Source organism: Proteus hauseri (assembly GCF_040139125.1).
GTDB classification, from domain to species: Bacteria; Pseudomonadota; Gammaproteobacteria; order Enterobacterales; family Enterobacteriaceae; genus Proteus; species Proteus hauseri_B.
The window spans coordinates 542,921-562,149 of the sequence record NZ_JBEEUB010000002.1 but is presented as its reverse complement, the minus strand read 5'-3'; the positions used below and the strand labels follow the sequence as shown (position 1 = coordinate 562,149).

19 protein-coding genes are annotated in these 19,229 nt (G+C 38.5%); 6 read left to right on the top strand and 13 right to left on the bottom strand.

All coding sequences use genetic code 11. The features are described from left to right. Positions 1-71: 71 nt before the first annotated feature. A complete protein-coding gene (locus tag ABN099_RS05555) occupies positions 72-944 on the top strand; it encodes a glycerophosphodiester phosphodiesterase family protein (protein WP_349462682.1) in 873 nt (290 codons plus the stop codon). Positions 945-1,081: 137 nt separating this feature from the next. On the opposite strand, the gene nqrM is transcribed toward ABN099_RS05555, so the two are convergent. From nqrM to ABN099_RS05515, 8 genes are all read right to left on the bottom strand, one after another. After that, positions 1,082-1,309 (bottom strand): (Na+)-NQR maturation NqrM, encoded by a 228-nt coding sequence (nqrM, locus tag ABN099_RS05550; protein WP_349462681.1) that lies wholly within the window; start codon positions 1,307-1,309, stop codon positions 1,082-1,084. A gap of 19 nt (positions 1,310-1,328) precedes the next feature. Next, complete coding sequence (locus ABN099_RS05545; protein ID WP_349462680.1) at positions 1,329-2,351, bottom strand: FAD:protein FMN transferase; 1,023 nt, start codon at positions 2,349-2,351, stop codon at positions 1,329-1,331. A gap of 76 nt (positions 2,352-2,427) precedes the next feature. Beyond that, positions 2,428-3,654 (bottom strand): NADH:ubiquinone reductase (Na(+)-transporting) subunit F, encoded by a 1,227-nt coding sequence (gene nqrF / locus ABN099_RS05540; protein ID WP_349462679.1) that lies wholly within the window; start codon positions 3,652-3,654, stop codon positions 2,428-2,430. Positions 3,655-3,670: 16 nt separating this feature from the next. Beyond that, entirely contained in the window at positions 3,671-4,267 is a 597-nt protein-coding gene (gene nqrE, locus ABN099_RS05535; RefSeq protein WP_064719228.1) for an NADH:ubiquinone reductase (Na(+)-transporting) subunit E, read from the bottom strand. A gap of 5 nt (positions 4,268-4,272) precedes the next feature. Further along, the gene (locus ABN099_RS05530; protein WP_349462678.1) at positions 4,273-4,902 is read right to left on the bottom strand and encodes an NADH:ubiquinone reductase (Na(+)-transporting) subunit D; all 630 of its coding nucleotides are present in this window, start codon (positions 4,900-4,902) and stop codon (positions 4,273-4,275) included. Next, complete coding sequence (locus ABN099_RS05525) at positions 4,895-5,680, bottom strand: Na(+)-translocating NADH-quinone reductase subunit C (protein ID WP_349462677.1); 786 nt, start codon at positions 5,678-5,680, stop codon at positions 4,895-4,897. The genes ABN099_RS05530 and ABN099_RS05525 overlap by 8 nt, the downstream gene beginning before the upstream one ends. Then, entirely contained in the window at positions 5,673-6,911 is a 1,239-nt protein-coding gene (locus tag ABN099_RS05520) for an NADH:ubiquinone reductase (Na(+)-transporting) subunit B (RefSeq protein WP_349462676.1), read from the bottom strand. Before ABN099_RS05520 ends, ABN099_RS05525 begins: the two co-directional genes overlap by 8 nt. Before the next feature lie 3 nt (positions 6,912-6,914). Next, positions 6,915-8,255 (bottom strand): Na(+)-translocating NADH-quinone reductase subunit A, encoded by a 1,341-nt coding sequence (locus ABN099_RS05515; RefSeq protein WP_349462675.1) that lies wholly within the window; start codon positions 8,253-8,255, stop codon positions 6,915-6,917. A gap of 415 nt (positions 8,256-8,670) precedes the next feature. Here ABN099_RS05515 and ABN099_RS05510 point away from each other — a divergent pair, with 415 nt between their 5' ends. Further along, positions 8,671-9,423 (top strand): murein L,D-transpeptidase family protein, encoded by a 753-nt coding sequence (locus ABN099_RS05510; RefSeq protein ID WP_349462674.1) that lies wholly within the window; start codon positions 8,671-8,673, stop codon positions 9,421-9,423. Here ABN099_RS05510 and ABN099_RS05505 read toward each other — a convergent pair. Continuing rightward, positions 9,394-10,161: a class II glutamine amidotransferase gene (locus ABN099_RS05505; protein ID WP_349462673.1), complete on the bottom strand. Its 768-nt coding sequence runs from the start codon at positions 10,159-10,161 to the stop codon at positions 9,394-9,396. The genes ABN099_RS05510 and ABN099_RS05505 overlap by 30 nt on opposite strands. Before the next feature lie 57 nt (positions 10,162-10,218). Then, a complete protein-coding gene (gene lpcA / locus ABN099_RS05500) occupies positions 10,219-10,797 on the bottom strand; it encodes a D-sedoheptulose 7-phosphate isomerase (protein ID WP_349462672.1) in 579 nt (192 codons plus the stop codon). 239 nt (positions 10,798-11,036) lie between these two features. Here lpcA and fadE point away from each other — a divergent pair, with 239 nt between their 5' ends. After that, on the top strand, positions 11,037-13,484 hold the full coding sequence (gene fadE / locus ABN099_RS05495) for an acyl-CoA dehydrogenase FadE (RefSeq protein ID WP_349462671.1): 2,448 nt from the start codon (positions 11,037-11,039) through the stop codon (positions 13,482-13,484). A 132-nt stretch (positions 13,485-13,616) separates the two neighbouring features. Here the strand turns inward: fadE and lysA are convergent, their stop codons facing one another. Then, positions 13,617-14,858 carry a diaminopimelate decarboxylase gene (gene lysA / locus ABN099_RS05490; protein WP_349462670.1) on the bottom strand — a complete coding sequence of 414 codons (1,242 nt, stop codon included), beginning with the start codon at positions 14,856-14,858 and terminating at the stop codon, positions 13,617-13,619. Between the two features lie 113 nt (positions 14,859-14,971). Here lysA and ABN099_RS05485 point away from each other — a divergent pair, with 113 nt between their 5' ends. After that, a complete protein-coding gene (locus ABN099_RS05485; RefSeq protein WP_349462669.1) occupies positions 14,972-15,898 on the top strand; it encodes a LysR family transcriptional regulator in 927 nt (308 codons plus the stop codon). Here the strand turns inward: ABN099_RS05485 and ABN099_RS05480 are convergent. Further along, on the bottom strand, positions 15,875-16,795 hold the full coding sequence (locus tag ABN099_RS05480; protein WP_349462668.1) for a LysR family transcriptional regulator: 921 nt from the start codon (positions 16,793-16,795) through the stop codon (positions 15,875-15,877). The genes ABN099_RS05485 and ABN099_RS05480 overlap by 24 nt on opposite strands. A gap of 106 nt (positions 16,796-16,901) precedes the next feature. Here ABN099_RS05480 and ABN099_RS05475 point away from each other — a divergent pair, with 106 nt between their 5' ends. Then, a complete protein-coding gene (locus tag ABN099_RS05475; RefSeq protein ID WP_349462667.1) occupies positions 16,902-17,774 on the top strand; it encodes an MBL fold metallo-hydrolase in 873 nt (290 codons plus the stop codon). Beyond that, the gene (locus ABN099_RS05470; protein WP_349462666.1) at positions 17,762-18,424 is read left to right on the top strand and encodes a DsbA family protein; all 663 of its coding nucleotides are present in this window, start codon (positions 17,762-17,764) and stop codon (positions 18,422-18,424) included. The genes ABN099_RS05475 and ABN099_RS05470 overlap by 13 nt, the downstream gene beginning before the upstream one ends. 74 nt (positions 18,425-18,498) lie before the next feature. Here the strand turns inward: ABN099_RS05470 and ABN099_RS05465 are convergent, their stop codons facing one another. Beyond that, a complete protein-coding gene (locus tag ABN099_RS05465) occupies positions 18,499-19,122 on the bottom strand; it encodes a prepilin peptidase (RefSeq protein WP_349462665.1) in 624 nt (207 codons plus the stop codon). Positions 19,123-19,229: the final 107 nt, after the last annotated feature.

The following is a 19,229-nucleotide window of genomic DNA, read 5'->3' as shown; positions in this document are numbered from 1 at the left end:
TGTCTTCTAGCTCTAAATTTATTTTAGTTATTTGTATAAATAACTATATAAAACAAAGGAAATAACATTCTATGATTAAATTATTCATCGCTACTTCTCTCTTTTTCTATTCGGTATTTCTTATGGCTTCACCCAAAATAATTGCACATAGAGGGGGCACTGGTGATGCGCCTGAAAATACTGAAATCGCTATTAAAACAGCACTTTACAACCAAGCAGATGCAATTTGGATCACACTACAATTATCAAAGGATAATATCCCAGTACTTTATCGTCCTAGTGATTTAAAAAGTCTAACAAATGGGCAAGGCTCTGTTTCTCAATTTACAGCTGAAGAGTTGGCAAAATTAGATGCAGGTTATCAATATGGCGAAAAACAACAATTTCCTTACCGTAGTAAAGGTATCACCATCCCAACGTTGGAATATATCTTAACGCAATTTCCAAATACTCAATTTTACCTTGATTTAAAATCTCCTGATGCTGATCCTGTCGTACAGGGTAATGCATTAGCAACTGTTTTAAATCGTAATAATGCACTACATCGCACCAGAATTTACTCAACTAACACCGTATTTCTTGACGCATTACCAGATAATGTACAGCGCTTTGAAAGCCGAGATGTCACCCGTGATATTCTGGCAAACATCACAATGGGACAAATTTGTTTATTACCTGAAAATCTTGATGTTACTCGCTGGTATGGATTAGAACTACACCGTAAAGTTGAAGTCGTAGAAAAATATACCTTAGGTGAAGCAAAATCAGCATCTGTTCTGAGCTGGAATAAAGATGCAATGTCTTGCTTCCGTGCTGGTGGTAATGCACATATCGTTCTGTTTGGTATTAATACAGAAAAAGATTATGACCAAGCTACTCAATTAGGCGCTGATGCAGTAATGGTCGACTCTCCAGCGAATATAAAATCATTTAAAAAAGAGTAATATCTCACTGAAAATGTTTAAAATTACGGAAAAAAAAGAGTGGCGCTGAATATCAACGTCACTCTTTTCTTTTTTCTACTCAGTCAGTGATAGCGAATATGTTTAGCTATTTATTTAACTATCACCCTCTGTTTAATTTATAAAATACGATTTTTAGTTAATACATCCTGACGAACTGCTTCTTTTGCCATTCGTTTTTTACGTGCATCACAAGGTTCTGGGCAATCACACTCTTTTTCAATACCAATCGTACCTAAGCCACCACAACTACCTTGAATACTTTTTCGTTTAACAATATAGCCTAACGCCATGCCAAAAAATGCCAGCAGGAACAAGATGAAGGCAAAAAGAAATATTTTTAACATAACCTTCTCTCCTTAAATTCTACTTTTTCATGAATGGGGCGAATGCCTTACTATAACGCTCTTCGAATCCCTTTTCAGTTTTAACTATCATAAAGACAGGAATGTTTAGCTCATTAGCAACTTCTAAGCCTTTATCTGGTCCTAAAACATTTAATCCTGTGGATATTCCATCAGCACTCATGCAACTTGGTACAATGACGGTTATTGATGCAAGATTGTGCTTAATTGGACGACCTGTTGTGGGATCAATAGTATGAGAAAAACGCATTCCATCTTCTTCAAAATAGTTACGATAATCACCAGAGGTTGCGATTGAGTTATCACCAGGTTCAATAATTAACTGTGCACTTTGATTAGTTCCATCGTTTGCTGGTTTCTCTATCGCAATACGCCACAGTTTATCGTTGCCATTAACCCCTTGCGTTCTCACTTCCCCACCAATATCAACCATATAGTTAGTGATATTTTGAGAAATTAAATACTCAGCAACCGCATCAACACCATAACCTTTCGCAATAGAAGATAAATCGACATAAAGTTCAGGGATTTTTTTAATTAATGAATTACCTTCAACGGCTAAATAATCAATACCAATCCACTGTTTGCGTTTTTCTAACTCATCTTCTGATGGTTGATGAGTAAAACGTCCTTCAGGACCAAATCCCCATAAATTAACTAAAGGTCCAACAGTGACATCTAATGCCCCTTGAGTCATTTTGTTAATACGGATAGCTTCACTCACCACTTTTGCGGTTGCTGGTGAAACAGGAAATGGCGTATTAATTTCACGACTTTGGTTGAAACGACTTAATTCAGAATGAGGACGATATGTTGACATCTGATCGTTAACTTCTTCTAGAATACGATCAATTTCTGTCTGTAAGACGGTCTGTGGAGGTGAATTACTATCAGGAACATACTTAATCGAGTAATAAGTTCCCATTGTTTCGCCTTCTAATACCTGCTGTTTTTCACCACATGCAGATAATAATACCAGCGCAAATGCCATCACTATCCAATTTATCATCTTTGTTTTTAACATAACTCTCTCTTCTGATCATGAGCGCCCACATCTGTGGGCGCTTGTCATTTCATTTATGCTTTATGGGAAATTTGGATCAACCACCAAAATCATCAAGCATAATATTTTCATCTTCAACGCCTAAATCTTTCAGCATTTTAATAACTGCCGCATTCATCACTGGCGGTCCACACATATAGAACTCACAATCCTCTGGTGCTGGATGATTTTTGAGATAATTTTCAAACAACACATTGTGAATAAAGCCAGTGTAACCCGTCCAATTATCTTCAGGTAATGCATCAGACAGTGCGACATTCCATGTAAAGTTTTCGTTTTCTGCTGCTAGCATATCGAAATCTTCTGTATAGAACATTTCACGTACAGAACGGGCACCATACCAGAAGCTAATTTTACGCTTAGAATGCAGGCGTTTTAACTGATCAAATATATGAGAACGCATTGGTGCCATACCTGCACCACCACCAATAAAGATCATCTCTGCATCTGTCTTTTTAGCAAAGAATTCACCAAATGGTCCTGAAATTGTCACTTTATCACCCGGTTTTAACGACCAAATATAAGATGACATAATTCCTGGTGGCACATCAGGATTTCTCGGCGGCGGTGTTGCAATACGCACGTTTAACATGATAATGCCATGCTCTTCTGGGTAGTTAGCCATAGAATATGCACGAACCGTTGTCTCTTTTACATCAGAAACATAGCGGAATAAGTTAAATTTATCCCAATCTTCACGGTACTCTTCTGGCACATCAAAATCTTCATAACGCACAGTATGAGGTGGACATTCTATTTGAATAAAGCCGCCAGCACGGAAAGGAACAACCTCACCTTCTGGAATTTTGAGTATTAATTCTTTAATAAACGTTGCTTTATTATCATTAGAGACAACTTCACATTCCCATTTTTTAACACCAAAAATCTCTTCGGGTAGCTCTAATTTCAGGTTGTTTTTTACGTTTACCTGACACGCTAAACGACACCCTTCTTTAGCTTCACGCTTGTTAATATGAGAAAGCTCTGTTGGCAGAATATCGCCACCACCATCGAGTACTTTTACTCGGCACTGACCACAAGAGCCACCACCACCACACGCTGATGAGATAAAAATACCTTCGTTTGATAACACGTTTAGTAGTTTATCACCTGCTGGCGCATGGAAACTTTTTTCGGGGTCACCATTGACCTCAACTTCAATATCCCCTGTATTGACCAACTTTGATTTTGCAAACAAAATCAATGCTGTTAGCACCAATACAATCAGGGTAAACATCGCAACACCTAGAATAATTATATCCATGAGTTCTTCTCACCCTTTATAGCTGAACACCAGAGAAGGACATGAAACCTAATGCCATCAACCCTGTGGTGACAAAAGTAACGCCTAATCCCTTCATACCTGCCGGTACATCCGCGTACTTCATTTTCTCACGGATAGAAGCCAGTAATACGATGGCTAACATCCAACCAATTCCAGACCCGAAACCATATACTATAGATTCACTAAAGTTATAGTCACGCTGTGCCATAAATGACACACCACCGAAAATGGCGCAGTTAACGGTAATAAGTGGCAAGAAGATCCCTAATGCGTTATATAGCGAAGGGAAGTAACGGTCTAAAATCATTTCTAGGATTTGCACTAATGCGGCAATAACACCAATAAAAGTGATGAAATTTAAGAAACTTAAATCAACACCTTCCATCAATGCGTTATCACGTAACACATAGTTGTAAACTAGGTTATTCAATGGCACAGAAAGACCTAATACAACGGTTACTGCGACCCCTAACCCAAAGGCTGTTTTTACATTTTTAGATACAGCGATAAAAGTACACATTCCTAAAAAGAATGCGAGTGCCATATTCTCAATAAAAACCGCTCTAACAAATAGGCTTATATAATGTTCCATGGTGATTAGTCCTCTTCAACCTGTGCTGGTTTTAATGTACGTAATCCCCAAATTAGCAAACCGATAATAAAGAATGCACTCGGTGCTAATAAGAACAAGCCGTTAGGTTGATACCAACCGCCATTTTGAACAGATTCCATAACAGTAATGCCGAATAATTTACCAGAACCAAATAGCTCACGTAAAAATCCAACGAGGATCAAGATAACACCGTATCCTAAACCGTTACCGATACCATCCATAAAGCTTTCAATCGGCGGTGCTTTCATTGCATAAGCTTCAGCACGTCCCATTACAATACAGTTAGTAATAATAAGACCAACGAAAACAGAAAGCTGTTTTGAAATCTCATAAGCGTAAGCTTGTAGAATCTGGTCAACTACAATAACTAACGATGCAATAATTGCCATTTGGACAATAATACGCACACTGCTAGGAATGAAATTACGGATCAGTGAAATAAAGAAGTTTGAAAATGCGGTAACTAAGGTTACTGCAATGGTCATTACTAATGCCGTTTCAAGCTTTGTTGTCACCGCTAATGCAGAACAGACACCAAGCACTTGCAAAGCAATTGGGTTGTTATCTAATAACGGTCCAAGTAAAACTCGTTTAATTTCTTTTGTATCAGCCATTTATCTCTCCTTCACGTACTTTTTTCAGGAATGGGCCGAAACCTTTGTCACCTAACCAGAAGTCAAACATATGCTGGATACCATTAGATGTCAGCGTTGCACCAGAAAGACCATCAATTCCGTAAGGGCTGTCAGTTGCACCACCACGAACGATCTTAATTGCAGGCATACCTTCTTCATTAATCAGGCGTTTACCTTTCCATTGTGCTTTCCATTGTGGATTATCGACTTCGCCACCTAAGCCCGGAGTTTCACCATGAGCATAGTAAGTAATACCTTTTGAAGTCACGCCATCAACATCAACAGCAATAAAAGCATACATCACAGACCATAAACCTGAACCATAAACGGGTAGTACTACTTCTGTAGTTTTACCTTGTTCATCTAAAACAAAATAAACTTCAGCGGTATTAGCGCGACGGCGAATTTTAGCAATATCTTCAGCTGGTGATAATGCAATAGAAGTTTCATCACTACGTAATGCACCATTTAAATCAAAGGCACCTTTACTCTCTGTCAGTTCACCTGTTTGAAAGTTAACAATTTTCGCTTGAATACGCGTGTCATAAACTTTCAATACTTCACTTGCACTCATTTTTGGTACAAGTAAGCCTGCAACATCAAGAATATTTCGTTGTTTATCTAATAGCTTTTGCTCTTCTTGTTTGGATTTTAATCCAACAGCAGAACCTGCCACGACAACAGAGCAGACAAGACACAGAATAAATACAACGAGGAACGTTCTTCCGACGCTATCTTTGTTTTTTTCTTTAGCCACGAGCTTTTCTCCGCTTAATATTCGCCTGAACAACCACATAATCGAACAGTGGTGCAAATAAGTTTGCGAATAAGATTGCCAGCATCATACCTTCTGGATAAGCCGGATTGACGACACGAATAAGCACAGCCATTACGCCAATCAGAATGCCGTAAGCCCATTTACCTTTATCAGTAAATGATGCCGATACTGGGTCTGTTGCCATAAACATCATACCAAAAGCAAAACCACCTAATACTAAGTGCCAATGCCAAGGCATAGAGAATAATGGGTTAGAGTCAGAACCAATAAAGTTAAACAAGTATGACATCGCTATCATTCCCACCAGTACGCCAGCGACAATGCGCCATGAAGCAATACGAGCAAAGAGAATGACTGCACCACCAATAAGGATCATCAGTGTGGAGACTTCACCAATAGAACCTGGAATATTGCCTAAAAAAGCATCCATCCAAGAGATAGGTTGTTGTGTAACCACATTCATTAATGCGCTTTCACCAGATACAGACCATTGTGATAACGGTGTTGCACCAGAGAAACCATCAGCCGCAGTCCAGACTAAATCACCTGAGATTTGAGCTGGATACGCAAAGAATAGGAATGCTCGACCGGCTAATGCAGGGTTTAAGAAGTTACGACCTGTACCACCGAAAACTTCTTTCGCAATAACGACACCAAAGGTGATACCTAATGCTGCCTGCCATAACGGTAGTGTTGGTGGCACAATCAATGCAAAAAGGATTGATGTAACGAAAAATCCTTCATTGATTTCATGACCACGAATAAAGGCAAACAGCACTTCCCAGAAACCACCGACAGCAAATACCACAAGATAAATAGGCAAAAAGTAAGTTGCACCTAGCAACATTTTACTTACCCATCCAGCATCTGCATTTAGTGATGCACCAAGAAACTCAGCTAAACGGTAATGCCAATCTGAAGCAATAATTTGCTGTAATTCAACACCACTATATAACTGATTAAGTGCAGGAATTGCTTGATGACCTACGTTATACATTCCCCAGAACATTGCTGGAAAAACAGATAACCAAACAAGGATCATCATACGTTTTAAATCGATAGTATCGCGAACGTGATTACCATTTCGCGTTACTGTACCCGGTGTATAAAACACCGTGGTGACTGCTTCATAAAGCACATACCACTTTGCATATTTGCCGCCGGGCTCAAAATGGTGCTCTACTTTTTCAAATAAATTTTTCAAACCCATGAGTTACCCTTCCTGCTCAATTTTGGTCAATACTTGACGCAGTGCTGGACCATACTCATATTTGCTTGGGCAAACATAAGTGCATAGTCCCAAATCTTCTTCGTCCAATTCCAAGCAACCTAATGCTTGAGAACTATCAGTATCGCCAACCACTAAATCACGTAACAGATGCGTTGCCATAATGTCTAAAGGCATTACACGCTCATAGTTACCAATTGGGACCATTGAACGCTCACCACCATTCATTGTTGTGGTAAATGAAAAGCGTTTATTTTTAAGGAAGTGACCAATTGTGGTGCGGGTAATAGAAAACTTATCAGATCCTGGCATTCCCCAACCAAATAGTTCTTTATCACGGCCTTCACGTAATACAGAAACTTGGTTATGAAAACGACCAAGGTAATGATGAGTCTCATCTGATTTCCATCCCCATAAAACAGAGCCGGAAATAATTCGATTTTCATCATCAGTCAGTTGATCTTTTGTTAACTCATAGAGATCGACACCTAAACGAGTACGCAGTAAACGAGGTGATTTAACTTGCGGACCACCTAATGCAACAACTCGTTCAGTATATAAAGATCCCGTGGTAAACAGATAACCAATCGCGATGACATCTTGGTAATTTAGTTGCCAAACCATTTTCTTAGCACTTACGGGCTCTAAGAAATGAATATGCGTACCCGCAAGTCCCGCAGGATGTGGTCCTACAAATTGGTTATAGCTAATTTGTCCGTCACTTAATTTAGTTGGTGATGACTCACCATGACAAACATAAACTTTGCCTTCAGTTAATTTACTCAAAATAACTAAACCATCATTAAAGGCTTTTTCATTTTCTTGAATAATAATCGAAGGATCTGCTGCTAATGGATTGGTATCCATTGCAGTAACAAAAATAGCGGCAGGTGTACTACCTAAATGCGGTGTTCGGCTATAAGGACGAGTCCTTAGGGCAGTCCACATTCCAGAATTAACGAGATTCTGTTCCACTTGTTCACGCGTGAGCGATGAAAGTGATGCGCTATCATAACGATTGAAAGTGATTTCTTGGTCGCCATCAATTTCAATGACGATAGATTGAAATACACGACGTTCACCACGGTTAATTTCTACAATTTTACCACAAGCAGGACTGGTGAAAATAACACCAGGATTCTTTTTGTCTTCAAAAAGAACCTGCCCTTTCTTAACATGCTCACCTTCCGAAACCATCATAGAAGGACGCATACCTACATATTCTTCGCCTAACAGTGCTACACGTCGAATAGTGGGTCCGTCTTCTATTACTTGGGCAGGCGCTCCTGCAATTGGGAGGTCGAGTCCTTTTTTAATTTTAATCATAAGATTTGCACAAGTTTATCAGTTAAACCCTAAGCTACAAATTCACCCCGAATATGTAGCGACTCTGTAATAAAAGCACCTTAAGACACTTTTAAGCCTTAAGTTATTTATCTCCGATAATTGTTACTATTTTCTCTTATTCTGCCGACCTGAATTTTATCATCTCAGTTTAAAGCTGTCTGACTATTCGAGTGATTTAGCTCAAGCAAATGGGAATATTATTTTAACTGAAACGTTAACAACTCGTATAAACCGAATTTAAATATCACATTTATCGTCATTAGAGCAAAATTCATACAGAAAGATTTGTAAAATAAAAATTTCCATATAAAATTTTAATTTACAATTTTATTGCTTCGTAGCAATCTAACACCTACTTTATCAACAAATATTAAGCTATTTTACTGATAAAACCATGACCAATCACGCAAAACAGTTAATCACTTTTTTAACATTAATGTTAATAAGCACATTTGTTAACGCAGGTAATAATTCAAAGTTTCTTATAATTCCGCTAGAAAAAAGTACTGGCAAACCGATTTATATTCAGATTTTTAAGGAAGAAAGCTTACTTGAACTTTATATTGAAAAAGCGGATGGACAATTAGAAAAAATACGTACTTACCCTATTTGTAGCTATTCTGGTGGATTAGGTCCTAAAAAATTTCAAGGCGATTTAAAAAGCCCTGAAGGATTTTATCAAGTAAATAATAGGCAATTAAATCCAAATAGTCGATTTTACCGATCTATAGATTTGGGATTTCCTAACCGATACGATAAATCCCAAGGATATACAGGTGACTTTTTAATGATCCACGGAGCTTGTAAATCAGTCGGTTGCTATGCAATGACCGATAAAGTTATGGACGAAATTTATCAATATGCAGAGTTAGCATTAAAGAAAGGTCAAAACACGATTAATATCCATATTTTCCCCTTTAAAATGACCGATGAAAATATGAAAAAACATCAATACTCCATTAACGTTGATTTCTGGCAACAGCTAGCGCCTGCTTATCGCTATGTAGAAGAACATCAGAAGATACCCACTATTGATGTCAAAAATGGACGCTACCTTGTTAATAATAGTGATATAGCCTCTACACTTAATTTATCACAAAATACACCGAGTAAATGGCTAGAGAATTCTCACACCACGATCAAATAAAACAAACTCACCGACAGGAATACGTTGCCAAGACTCATTACCAGTAAGAGGTAAAGTTGAAATGACTGAAACCACATCATCAGATTGGGTATGCTGTTGAAAATCGATTTCAACATCTTGATCGAGCAATTTTGCTTTGCCAAAAGGGGCTTTACGCGTTATCCAATGTAAGTTAGTTGAGCAATACGCCATCACAAACCGTCCATCAGACAACAGCATATTAAAAACACCTTTTTGCCTCAGTTGGTCTGCTAACGTTGAAATATAACGAAAAACAGCAGACCAATTAGCGGGAGTTCGTTTATAACGATTTTCAAGTTGATTTAAAATCCAGCAAAATGCCTTTTCACTATCCGTTTGCCCAATAGCTCTAAAACGCCCTGAATCAAGAGATTGATAGCCTTTTAGTTGTCCATTATGTGCATACGTCCAGTTTTTACCCCACAATTCACGAGTAAAAGGATGGGTATTTTCTAACGAGACATTACCACGATTTGCTTGACGAATATGAGCAATCACCGCTTCTGATTTAATAGGATATTCTTGCACAAAGCGAGCGACAGGTGAGACTGCACTGGCTTGAGGATCTTTAAATGTACGACAGCCCAATCCTTCATAGAAAGTCACTCCCCAACCATCTTTATGAGGTCCCGTCTTACCACCTCTAGGGATCAATCCACTCAAACTGAAATTAATGTCTGTTGGTACATTGGCGCTCATGCCTAACAGTTCACACATCGCTCACTCCTTCTTGCTAATACTGAAAACACTCTTTATGACAATATCAACGGCAACTTACTTTTCCATTTCTTTTTCAATTAATTGGATAAGAATATGAATAACTTTTATATGAATTTCTTGAATGCGGTCAGCATAACCAAAATGAGGTACGCGAATTTCGATATCTGCTGTACCCTCCATCTTACCGCCATCTTTACCGGTTAACGTAATAACCTTCATGCCTTTTTCACGAGCAGCACTAATGGCTTTAATGATATTACCTGAGTTACCCGATGTTGAGATCCCCAGTAAAACATCACCTTCTTTGCCTACCGCTTCAACATAACGTGAAAATATATATTCATATCCAAAGTCATTACTTACACATGAAATATGGCTGACATCAGAAATAGCAATTGCAGGATAGCCAGGTCTATTTTCACGATAACGCCCTGTCAGCTCTTCAGCAAAGTGCATAGCATCACAATGAGAGCCACCGTTACCACAAGACAGTACTTTTCCACCAGCCTTGAATGAATCAGCAAGTAATACTGCCGCTTCTTGAATCGCGTCGATATTAGCGTCGTCTTGAAGAAAACGAGAAAGTGTATCTGCTGCTTCTGTTAACTCACCACGAATAAGATCTTGGTACATAGGATTTTTACTCCAGAAAGGGTAATCGAAAATTTCTGTTTCTCAGTGTAACGGATCCAATGCCATGAAAGAAGATACTGCTTATCAGCAAATGCTAACTTATCTCATTTGCGAATAATTTGTGAGCTATATTGTAATTAGAATGTAAAAATATTGATAAAAGTTGGTAACTGCATTAGATCTAAATAACAAACAACAGGTCTGACCTCTGACGTCTTGCGAAATACAGGAGTTTTATTATGACCCTACTCAGTATTGTGCTTTTTTTAGCGCTTATCGGCATACTCAGTTACCGCAAATATAGTCTTGTGGTGAGTAGTATCCTTCTTATTGCTTACACTTTTGTAATGGGACTCACTAATATTTGGAGTTATTGGTTACTGCTTCCTGTAGCTATTGTCCTATTACCTTTAACACTCCCATCAATCAGAAAAGCATATATCTCTGCACCAGCACTTAAGGCATTCCAAAAAGTCATGCCTTCAATGTCTAAAACAGAGCAAGAAGCGATTGATGCAGGAACAACATGGTGGGAAGGTGAACTTTTCCGTGGCGCACCCGATTGGAAACAACTCCACAATTACCCTAAACCTCAATTAACAGCAGAAGAACAAGCATTCCTTGATGGTCCAGTAGAAGAAGTTTGCCGAATGACAAATGACTTTGAAATAACGCATGAGCTTGCTGATTTACCACCTGAGATCTGGCAATACCTAAAAGATCATCGCTTCTTTGCCATGATCATTAAAAAAGAGTATGGCGGATTAGAGTTCTCCGCTTATGCACAATCTCGTGTATTACAAAAACTTGCTGGTGTATCTGGAATTTTAGCCATCACTGTCGGTGTTCCTAACTCATTAGGTCCCGGTGAATTGCTGCAACATTATGGTACTGATGAGCAGAAAAAACGCTATTTACCCGGTTTAGCCAAAGGTGACGAGATCCCTTGCTTTGCGTTAACAAGCCCAGAAGCGGGTTCTGATGCAGGTGCAATTCCTGACAGTGGCGTTGTTTGCATGGGTGAATGGCAAGGCGAACAAGTACTTGGTGTTCGTTTAACGTGGAACAAGCGCTATATCACTCTCGCCCCTATCGCAACCGTATTAGGGCTTGCATTTAAACTACGCGATCCTGAGCACCTATTAAGTAGTGATGAAAATCCGGGTATTACATGCGCATTAATTCCAACCGATGTAGAAGGTGTTGAAATTGGACCTCGACATTTCCCATTAAACGTCCCTTTTATGAATGGTCCAACTCGCGGAAAAGATGTTTTTGTTCCTATCGATTATATTATCGGTGGTCCAAAAATGGCAGGTCAAGGCTGGAGAATGCTGGTTGAGTGTCTGTCTGTTGGTCGTGGAATTACGCTTCCATCTAACTCAACAGGTAGTTTAAAAAGTGCCGCAATGGCAGTAGGTGCATACTCACATATTCGCCGCCAATTCAAAATTTCTATTGGTAAAATGGAAGGGATTGAAGAGCCATTAGCTCGTCTTGCTGGTAATGCTTATCTAATGGATGCTGCATCAACCTTAATTACCACGGGTATTATGTTAGGTGAGAAACCAGCAGTACTCTCTGCTATCGTCAAATACCATTGTACCCATAGGGCACAACGCAGCATTATCGATGCAATGGATATTGTTGGTGGTAAAGGCATTTGCCTTGGTCCTTCAAACTTTGTTGCTCGCTCTTATCAAGGTTCACCGATAGCAATTACTGTTGAAGGTGCCAATATATTAACCCGCAGCATGATAATTTATGGGCAAGGCGCTATCCGCTGTCATCCTTATGTTTTAGATGAAATTGCCGCCGCAAGAGATAGCAATTTACATGATTTTGATCGCGCCTTGTTTGGTCACTTAGGTCATGTAGCAAGTAATACATTACGCAGTATTTGGTTAGGCATTACTAATGGTCGTTTAAGCTCGACCCCAACGCATGATGAAACTCGTCGTTACTATCAGCAAATTAACCGACTCAGTGCAAATATGGCTCTGTTATCTGATGTTTCTATGGGTGTTTTAGGGGGGAGTTTAAAACGCCGTGAACGAATTTCGGCACGTCTAGGTGATATCTTAAGCCATATATTCCTCGCATCCGCAGCATTAAAACGTTATGAAGATGAAGGTCGTAATACGGCTGATTTACCACTGGTACATTGGAGTGCTCAAGAGTGTCTCTATCAAGCTGAAAACGCAATTGATGAGTTACTACGCAACTTCCCTAGCCGCTTTATTGCTGGCGCTATGCGTGCAATTATCTTCCCTGTTGGTAAAGCACAAAGATTACCTTCGGATAAGCTAGACCATAAAGTTGCACAAATTATTCAGCAACCTTCTGAGACCCGTGACCGTATCGGTAGAGGACAATTTCTTACTCCAACAGAACATAATCCTCACGGATTAATGGAAGAAGCGCTTCTCGATATCTTAGCCGCTGAACCTATTTTTGACCGCATATGTCGTCTTTATGAGAAGAAATTTAGCTTCACTCAATTAGATAAATTAGCCGAAAAGGCACTGGCGGATAAACGAATCACATCTGAAGAAGCCGATATTTTACGTAAAGCAGAACAGAGCCGTTTACGTAGTATCAATGTTGATGAGTTTGACTTTGATGCTTTGGCAGTACCCGTAAAAAAGCCTAAAGCTGAAAATATCAAATCTGATAAAGCAGCCTAATTAACATCAGCTTTAGTGTCAAATAAGTGGCATAGATAGAGATAAAACAAACCCCTCATTACCCTTTATATCGTAATGAGGGGTTTAATTTATCTAGTTGTTTACTATCGCGTTTATCATGCCATAACAAGGCTAGATATTTAATTCCAAAGCTAGCAGCTCTTCTATCGTCTGACGACGTCTAATGAGTTGTGGTTTTTCATCAACCACTAACACTTCAGGAATAAGTGGACGACTGTTGTAGTTAGATGACATTGAAGCACCGTAAGCGCCAGTATCATGGATAACCAAATAATCACCGACTTGCGCATCAGGTAATAACCGAGGAGCAACCATTCCTCCGTCCTGCTGCGTAAATACATCGCCAGACTCACAAAGAGGACCTGCAACAATTGTCTCTAATTGACGTTCCGTTGATTTTAATTGACCATATTTATCTAGCACTGAAATTCTGTGATAACTTCCATACATTGCCGGACGCATTAAATCACTAAATCCTGCATCAACAAGAACATAGTGACGAGCTCCCATTGATTTGACCGCTCTTACTTGAGAAATCAATACACCAGACTCCGCCATTAAAAAACGGCCAGGCTCTATTTCAAGCTCAATTTCATGACCGACATGCTGAGCAATTCGTTGGCGTGCATTATCCCATAAAGAGAAATAGTGCGTTAAATCAACGATGGCGTCTCCCTCTTGATAAGGTGTTGATAATCCACCACCCGCTGAAATAGCTTTAATATCAACATTAGAGGTAAGCACTTGATCAACCATCGCATCACATACGGTTGAAAGATGCTGATAATCAACACCTGAACCAATATGCATATGGAAACCAATCAAGGTTAAATTATATTGGCTGATAACCTCTAATGCTTCAGGAACATCTTCATGCCAGATACCGTGTTTACTATTTTCACCACCGGTATTGGTTTTTTGGCTATGACCATGACCAAATCCCGGATTAACTCTGATCCAAACTGCATGCCCCTGATTACGTTCACCTAATTGACGTAGCATATCAATAGAACCCGTATTAACAGGTATATCTAATTCAATAACACGCTCTATTGTTTGTTCATCAAGTAAATCCGCCGTAAATACGATTTCGCTTTTTTCTCTACCACCGTGATAACCCGCGACTAAAGCACGTTCTATCTCACCTAATGAAACCGAATCAACTTTAACACCGTGTTCGCGCATTAAGCGTAAAATATGAATATTAGAACAAGCCTTTTGAGCAAATCGAACAACATCAAAAGAACTCAACTGAGCAATACGTTGAGTAATGGTTTCACCTTGATAGATCCATAACGGAGTTCCATAGGTTTGAGCCAATTGGTATTGCATTAAATTTAAAGGTGTTGTCATGATGTTTACTCATAAAGACCATAGGGGAATAAAATCATTATTTATCAACTTAAACGGGAATAAAAATATCAGATAAGCTATAGTCTATTCATATTTGATATGGGAGTGAAATAATGAATACGGCTTTTAGTTGGCGGCATATCGAGATTTTTCATGCAGTTATGACAACCCAAAATTTAACTGAAGCCGCAGAGCTACTAAAAACCTCGCAACCTACTGTTAGCCGAGAGCTTTCTCGCCTTGAGCATTTATTATCATTTAAATTGTTTGACAGAATAAAAGGTCGACTTCAACCTACTGCTGAAGGTTTGCGTTTTTTTGAAGAGGTGCAGCGTTCTTATTATGGGCTGGATCGTATTATCAATGCTGCGCAAAGTATTCGCCATTTTAAACAGGCAGAGTTAAACATTACCTGTTTACCTGCTTTTGCACAGTCGTTATTGCCCTCAATTTGCCGTCAATTTCTGAATCAATATCCTGATGTCAATTTAACTATTGTGCCTCAAGAATCGCCTCTATTAGAAGAGTGGTTATCAGCACAACACTATGACTTAGGATTAACAGAACACACTCAAGCACCCGCAGGCACATTACAAGAGACATTATTGACCTTAAATGAAGTCGCAATTTTACCTAAATCGCACCCATTAAGCCAAAAAGCATTGCTACATCCTGAAGATTTTCAACATGAACGTTTTATTAGCTTATCGACTAATGATCCTTATCGACAACTTATTGATGCATTATTTATAAAAGAAGGTATCTCTCGACAGTTAATCATGGAAACACAAAGTGCCGCTTCGATTTGTGCGATGGTAAGCGAAGGAATTGGTATCTCTATCGTAAATCCAATAACAGCGCTGGATTACCAAAATAAGTCTCTCTGTTTACGCCCTCTTAGCTTCAAAATTCCTTTTACTGTTAGTCTAATTTTTCCATCTCATCGACCATCATCACAGCTTGTCAGTTATTTTATTCAAGAGATGAAAAACACCATAGAAAATTACCCTCACCGTTTAACGCAAGCTTTTACCCGATAAAGCATGCCAATAAGGCGATAAAGAGAACCACTCAACTAAGAAATCTAATAGTGCACGTACAGCCGCAGGCATATTTTGGCGGCTCGCTAATACCGCATAAATCCCCATTGGCTGAGCTTGATACTCTGATAAAACCTGAATCAACTCACCACTTTCAAGATAAGGCTTAGCCGAATAATAAGGTTGCAATGAAATTCCTGCATTTCTTAGTGTTGCTTGTAAGAGAACGACCGATTCATTCGCACTTAAATTACCTTCAACGGGCACTGAAAAACGTTCATCTCCTTGGCTAAATTCCCATAAACTACGACCAAAAAAGCGATAAGTTAAACATTGATGATGAGCAAGTTCATCTGGTGTTTTAGGGATCCCTTTTTGTGCTAAATACGTATGGCTGGCACAAACTACCGAAATGCAAGTTGCTAATGGGCGAGCAATTAAATTGGGCTCGAGATGATTAGTAATACGCAGAGCAATATCGATACGTTCTTCAACCAAATTGACTGTTTGATTTGTTATCTGTAAATCAACCGCAATAAGTGGATAACGCTGCATAAATTCAGATATTGCAACAGATAAAATACTATTCGCTAATGACTGAGAACTTGTTATTCGCACTAACCCACTAATTTGATGGCTCTCTTGTGCCACATTAGCAGGAATGCGCTCAGCCATTTCTAACAACTGCAAACTTTGCTGATAAACTTGCTCACCAACCGAAGTTAGGCTCTGTTTACGAGTTGTCCGATGCAATAACCTTACACCTGCCCACTGTTCCATTTCATTTAAATAACGCGTCACCATTGCCCTAGACATACCAAGGTAATCCGCCGCTTTTATCATGCTACCTTGTTTGACAATTGTGATGAAAACTTCAGATGCTTTAATTTTGTCCATCTTTATTTGCTCGATTAATGCAACAATGCATTGACTAAAACAGGGTTTTTCTCTCGATTTATGCAATCTATTATAAACAACATCAACATTATGGAGAAAACAAAAGATGAAAAAATTAATTCCTTTAACACTTGCTGCTACAACGCTTTTTGCAACTTCGGCTATGGCAACCGAATTAACTCTCGATATCTATAATCCTGGTGAAGCGAGTGTTTTTCCTGTTTCTTCAGAAATTATTTATGGTGATAAAGATGTTGTACTGATTGATGCTCAATTTCAAAATAATGATGCTCAAGTCTTAGTCGATAAAATCAAAGCATCAGGAAAAAATCTTACTTATATTTATATTAGTCATTCTGATCCTGATTTTTATTTTGGCTTAGATGTTATTACTCAAGCCTTTCCTAATGCCAAAGTAATTGCATCAGCACCCACAATTAAAGCGATTAATGAAACCCAAGCAGGAAAACTTGCCTATTGGGGAGCGGTACTTAAAGACAATGCCCCTAAAAAAATCATCATTCCTGACGTTGTAACAGGAGATAGTTTTTCAATTGAAGGTGAAAAAATCTATATCAAAGGTCTAGATGGTCAGTCACCAGAAAGAACTTATCTGTATGTACCAAAATTAAATGCGGTAATGGGCGGTGTATTACTTTCTGAGAATATTCATGTCTGGTTAGCTGATACTCAATCAAAAGCAGAGCGCCAACATTGGGTAACTGCATTACAACAAATTAAAGCATTATCACCAAAAACGGTTATTCCGGGACATTATTTACCGACAGCAAACTATGATATGCGTGCTATTGATTTCACAATGAATTACCTTAAAGCAGCAGAAGATAAACTCGCAGTGACTAAAAACTCAGGCGAATTTATTGAAGCTATGGATAAAAGCTATCCAAACTTAGCAGATAAATCGAGCTTAGAACTTAGCGCTAAAGTACTTAAAGGGGAAATGCAATGGCCTCAGTAGTCAGTAATACAAACCATCACACCAAAACACTACATTATGTTTATGATCCGCTCTGTGGTTGGTGTTATGGCATTGCGCCACTTATTGATGTAGTCAGTAATGAATTCGCAAACGCCATAAAATTACATGGTGGTGGTTTATTTACACCAGCAAGAGTCGTTACTGGAGGTCAATCATGGAAAGAACATGTAACCCCTATTGATGAGCGTATTAGCCAGTTATCCGGTCAACTGTTTAGCCCGCAATATCGAGATAATCTTGCGAATATACAAATGACATTAAATTCATTACTCCCTATTTCAGCAGTCATAGCGGCTGATAATATGGGAAACCAAGGTGTACGTTTATTAAAAGCCTTACAAAAAGCGTATTACCTTGATGGTCTTAATATTAGTGATAAACCAACCATCTTATTTATTGCACAAAAATTAGGCTTTGATATCGAGTTATTTACATCTTTATTCACTCAAATCAGTGAACACCAAGTAACTCAACATTTACAACAAACTCAGCAATTAATGAGCCAAGTTAATGGACGTGGTTTTCCAACCCTTTTTATTGAAGATAACCAAACCTATCACCTTGTGCCAACAGAGAAATATTTAGGCGATGTATCAGGTTGGCGACAATTTTTGCAAGAAGCATTATAAACAGTGTCATATTAAGCACTACTATATAAAGAGGATGTGTAGATATTTTCTGCACATCTTTTTTATTATGTTGATTATCTCAGTTTAATTAACAAAACTATTAATGTAGAAAATGCAAGGCAAGGGCCAAAAGCAATTTTTGCTACGGGCGCTTTGGTTGTCATAAACAAAACACCATAAACAATCATACCTAATAGAGATGCAACAAAAAGAATGTAAGGCAATAAAGTCAATCCACACCAAGCACCTAGTGCACTAAATAGTTTTACATCACCAAAGCCTAATACCCCATTTTGATAAATAACCCCCCCTAATAAATGAACACTATAAAGAAGTGTAAAACCAACAAGAAAACCATAAAAAGAGGCATCAAATGAAATTAAACCATAACAGGTACTATTAATAAGTAAGCCCCAAAAAAGCAACCAAAAAGTTAAACTGTCAGGTAACAGAAAATAATCAGCATCAAAAAATGATAAAGCTAAAAGATAAAAACTAAGTACAGACAAAATAATAACAAAAGAGAACACGGGGATTTTCAATCCAAAACCAACACAGACAACGAAATAGGCTTGCCACAGCTGATTTTGTCTAGATATTGGTAATAAAGATAATACAGAGTGTGGTAATACGTAATTTATACCCCTGAAAAGGGCAAACAGATTAACTGCGGCTATGATATTTTTAATTAATGGCATCTTTATCTATTCCTTAGATAGGTCATCATCCTTATAAACTGAGCATAAAACAGAACCAAAAAAATGCCGAGATAACCTCTAAATATTACAGTGAAAACATGTTATTT

Bases quoted from the DNA above. Each gene is read 5' to 3' on its own strand.
- nqrF (WP_349462679.1), bottom strand. From the start codon at position 3,654: ATGGATATAATTATTCTAGGTGTTGCGATGTTTACCCTGATTGTATTG.
- lysA (WP_349462670.1), bottom strand. From the start codon at position 14,858: ATGACAACACCTTTAAATTTAATGCAATACCAATTGGCTCAAACCTAT.
- ABN099_RS05480 (WP_349462668.1), bottom strand. From the start codon at position 16,795: ATGGACAAAATTAAAGCATCTGAAGTTTTCATCACAATTGTCAAACAA.
- ABN099_RS05475 (WP_349462667.1), top strand. From the start codon at position 16,902: ATGAAAAAATTAATTCCTTTAACACTTGCTGCTACAACGCTTTTTGCA.
- nqrM (WP_349462681.1), bottom strand. From the start codon at position 1,309: ATGTTAAAAATATTTCTTTTTGCCTTCATCTTGTTCCTGCTGGCATTT.
- ABN099_RS05520 (WP_349462676.1), bottom strand. From the start codon at position 6,911: ATGGGTTTGAAAAATTTATTTGAAAAAGTAGAGCACCATTTTGAGCCC.
- ABN099_RS05485 (WP_349462669.1), top strand. From the start codon at position 14,972: ATGAATACGGCTTTTAGTTGGCGGCATATCGAGATTTTTCATGCAGTT.
- fadE (WP_349462671.1), top strand. From the start codon at position 11,037: ATGACCCTACTCAGTATTGTGCTTTTTTTAGCGCTTATCGGCATACTC.
- ABN099_RS05515 (WP_349462675.1), bottom strand. From the start codon at position 8,255: ATGATTAAAATTAAAAAAGGACTCGACCTCCCAATTGCAGGAGCGCCT.
- ABN099_RS05510 (WP_349462674.1), top strand. From the start codon at position 8,671: ATGACCAATCACGCAAAACAGTTAATCACTTTTTTAACATTAATGTTA.
- ABN099_RS05555 (WP_349462682.1), top strand. From the start codon at position 72: ATGATTAAATTATTCATCGCTACTTCTCTCTTTTTCTATTCGGTATTT.
- nqrE (WP_064719228.1), bottom strand. From the start codon at position 4,267: ATGGAACATTATATAAGCCTATTTGTTAGAGCGGTTTTTATTGAGAAT.
- ABN099_RS05470 (WP_349462666.1), top strand. From the start codon at position 17,762: ATGGCCTCAGTAGTCAGTAATACAAACCATCACACCAAAACACTACAT.
- lpcA (WP_349462672.1), bottom strand. From the start codon at position 10,797: ATGTACCAAGATCTTATTCGTGGTGAGTTAACAGAAGCAGCAGATACA.
- ABN099_RS05465 (WP_349462665.1), bottom strand. From the start codon at position 19,122: ATGCCATTAATTAAAAATATCATAGCCGCAGTTAATCTGTTTGCCCTT.
- ABN099_RS05545 (WP_349462680.1), bottom strand. From the start codon at position 2,351: ATGTTAAAAACAAAGATGATAAATTGGATAGTGATGGCATTTGCGCTG.
- ABN099_RS05505 (WP_349462673.1), bottom strand. From the start codon at position 10,161: ATGTGTGAACTGTTAGGCATGAGCGCCAATGTACCAACAGACATTAAT.
- ABN099_RS05530 (WP_349462678.1), bottom strand. From the start codon at position 4,902: ATGGCTGATACAAAAGAAATTAAACGAGTTTTACTTGGACCGTTATTA.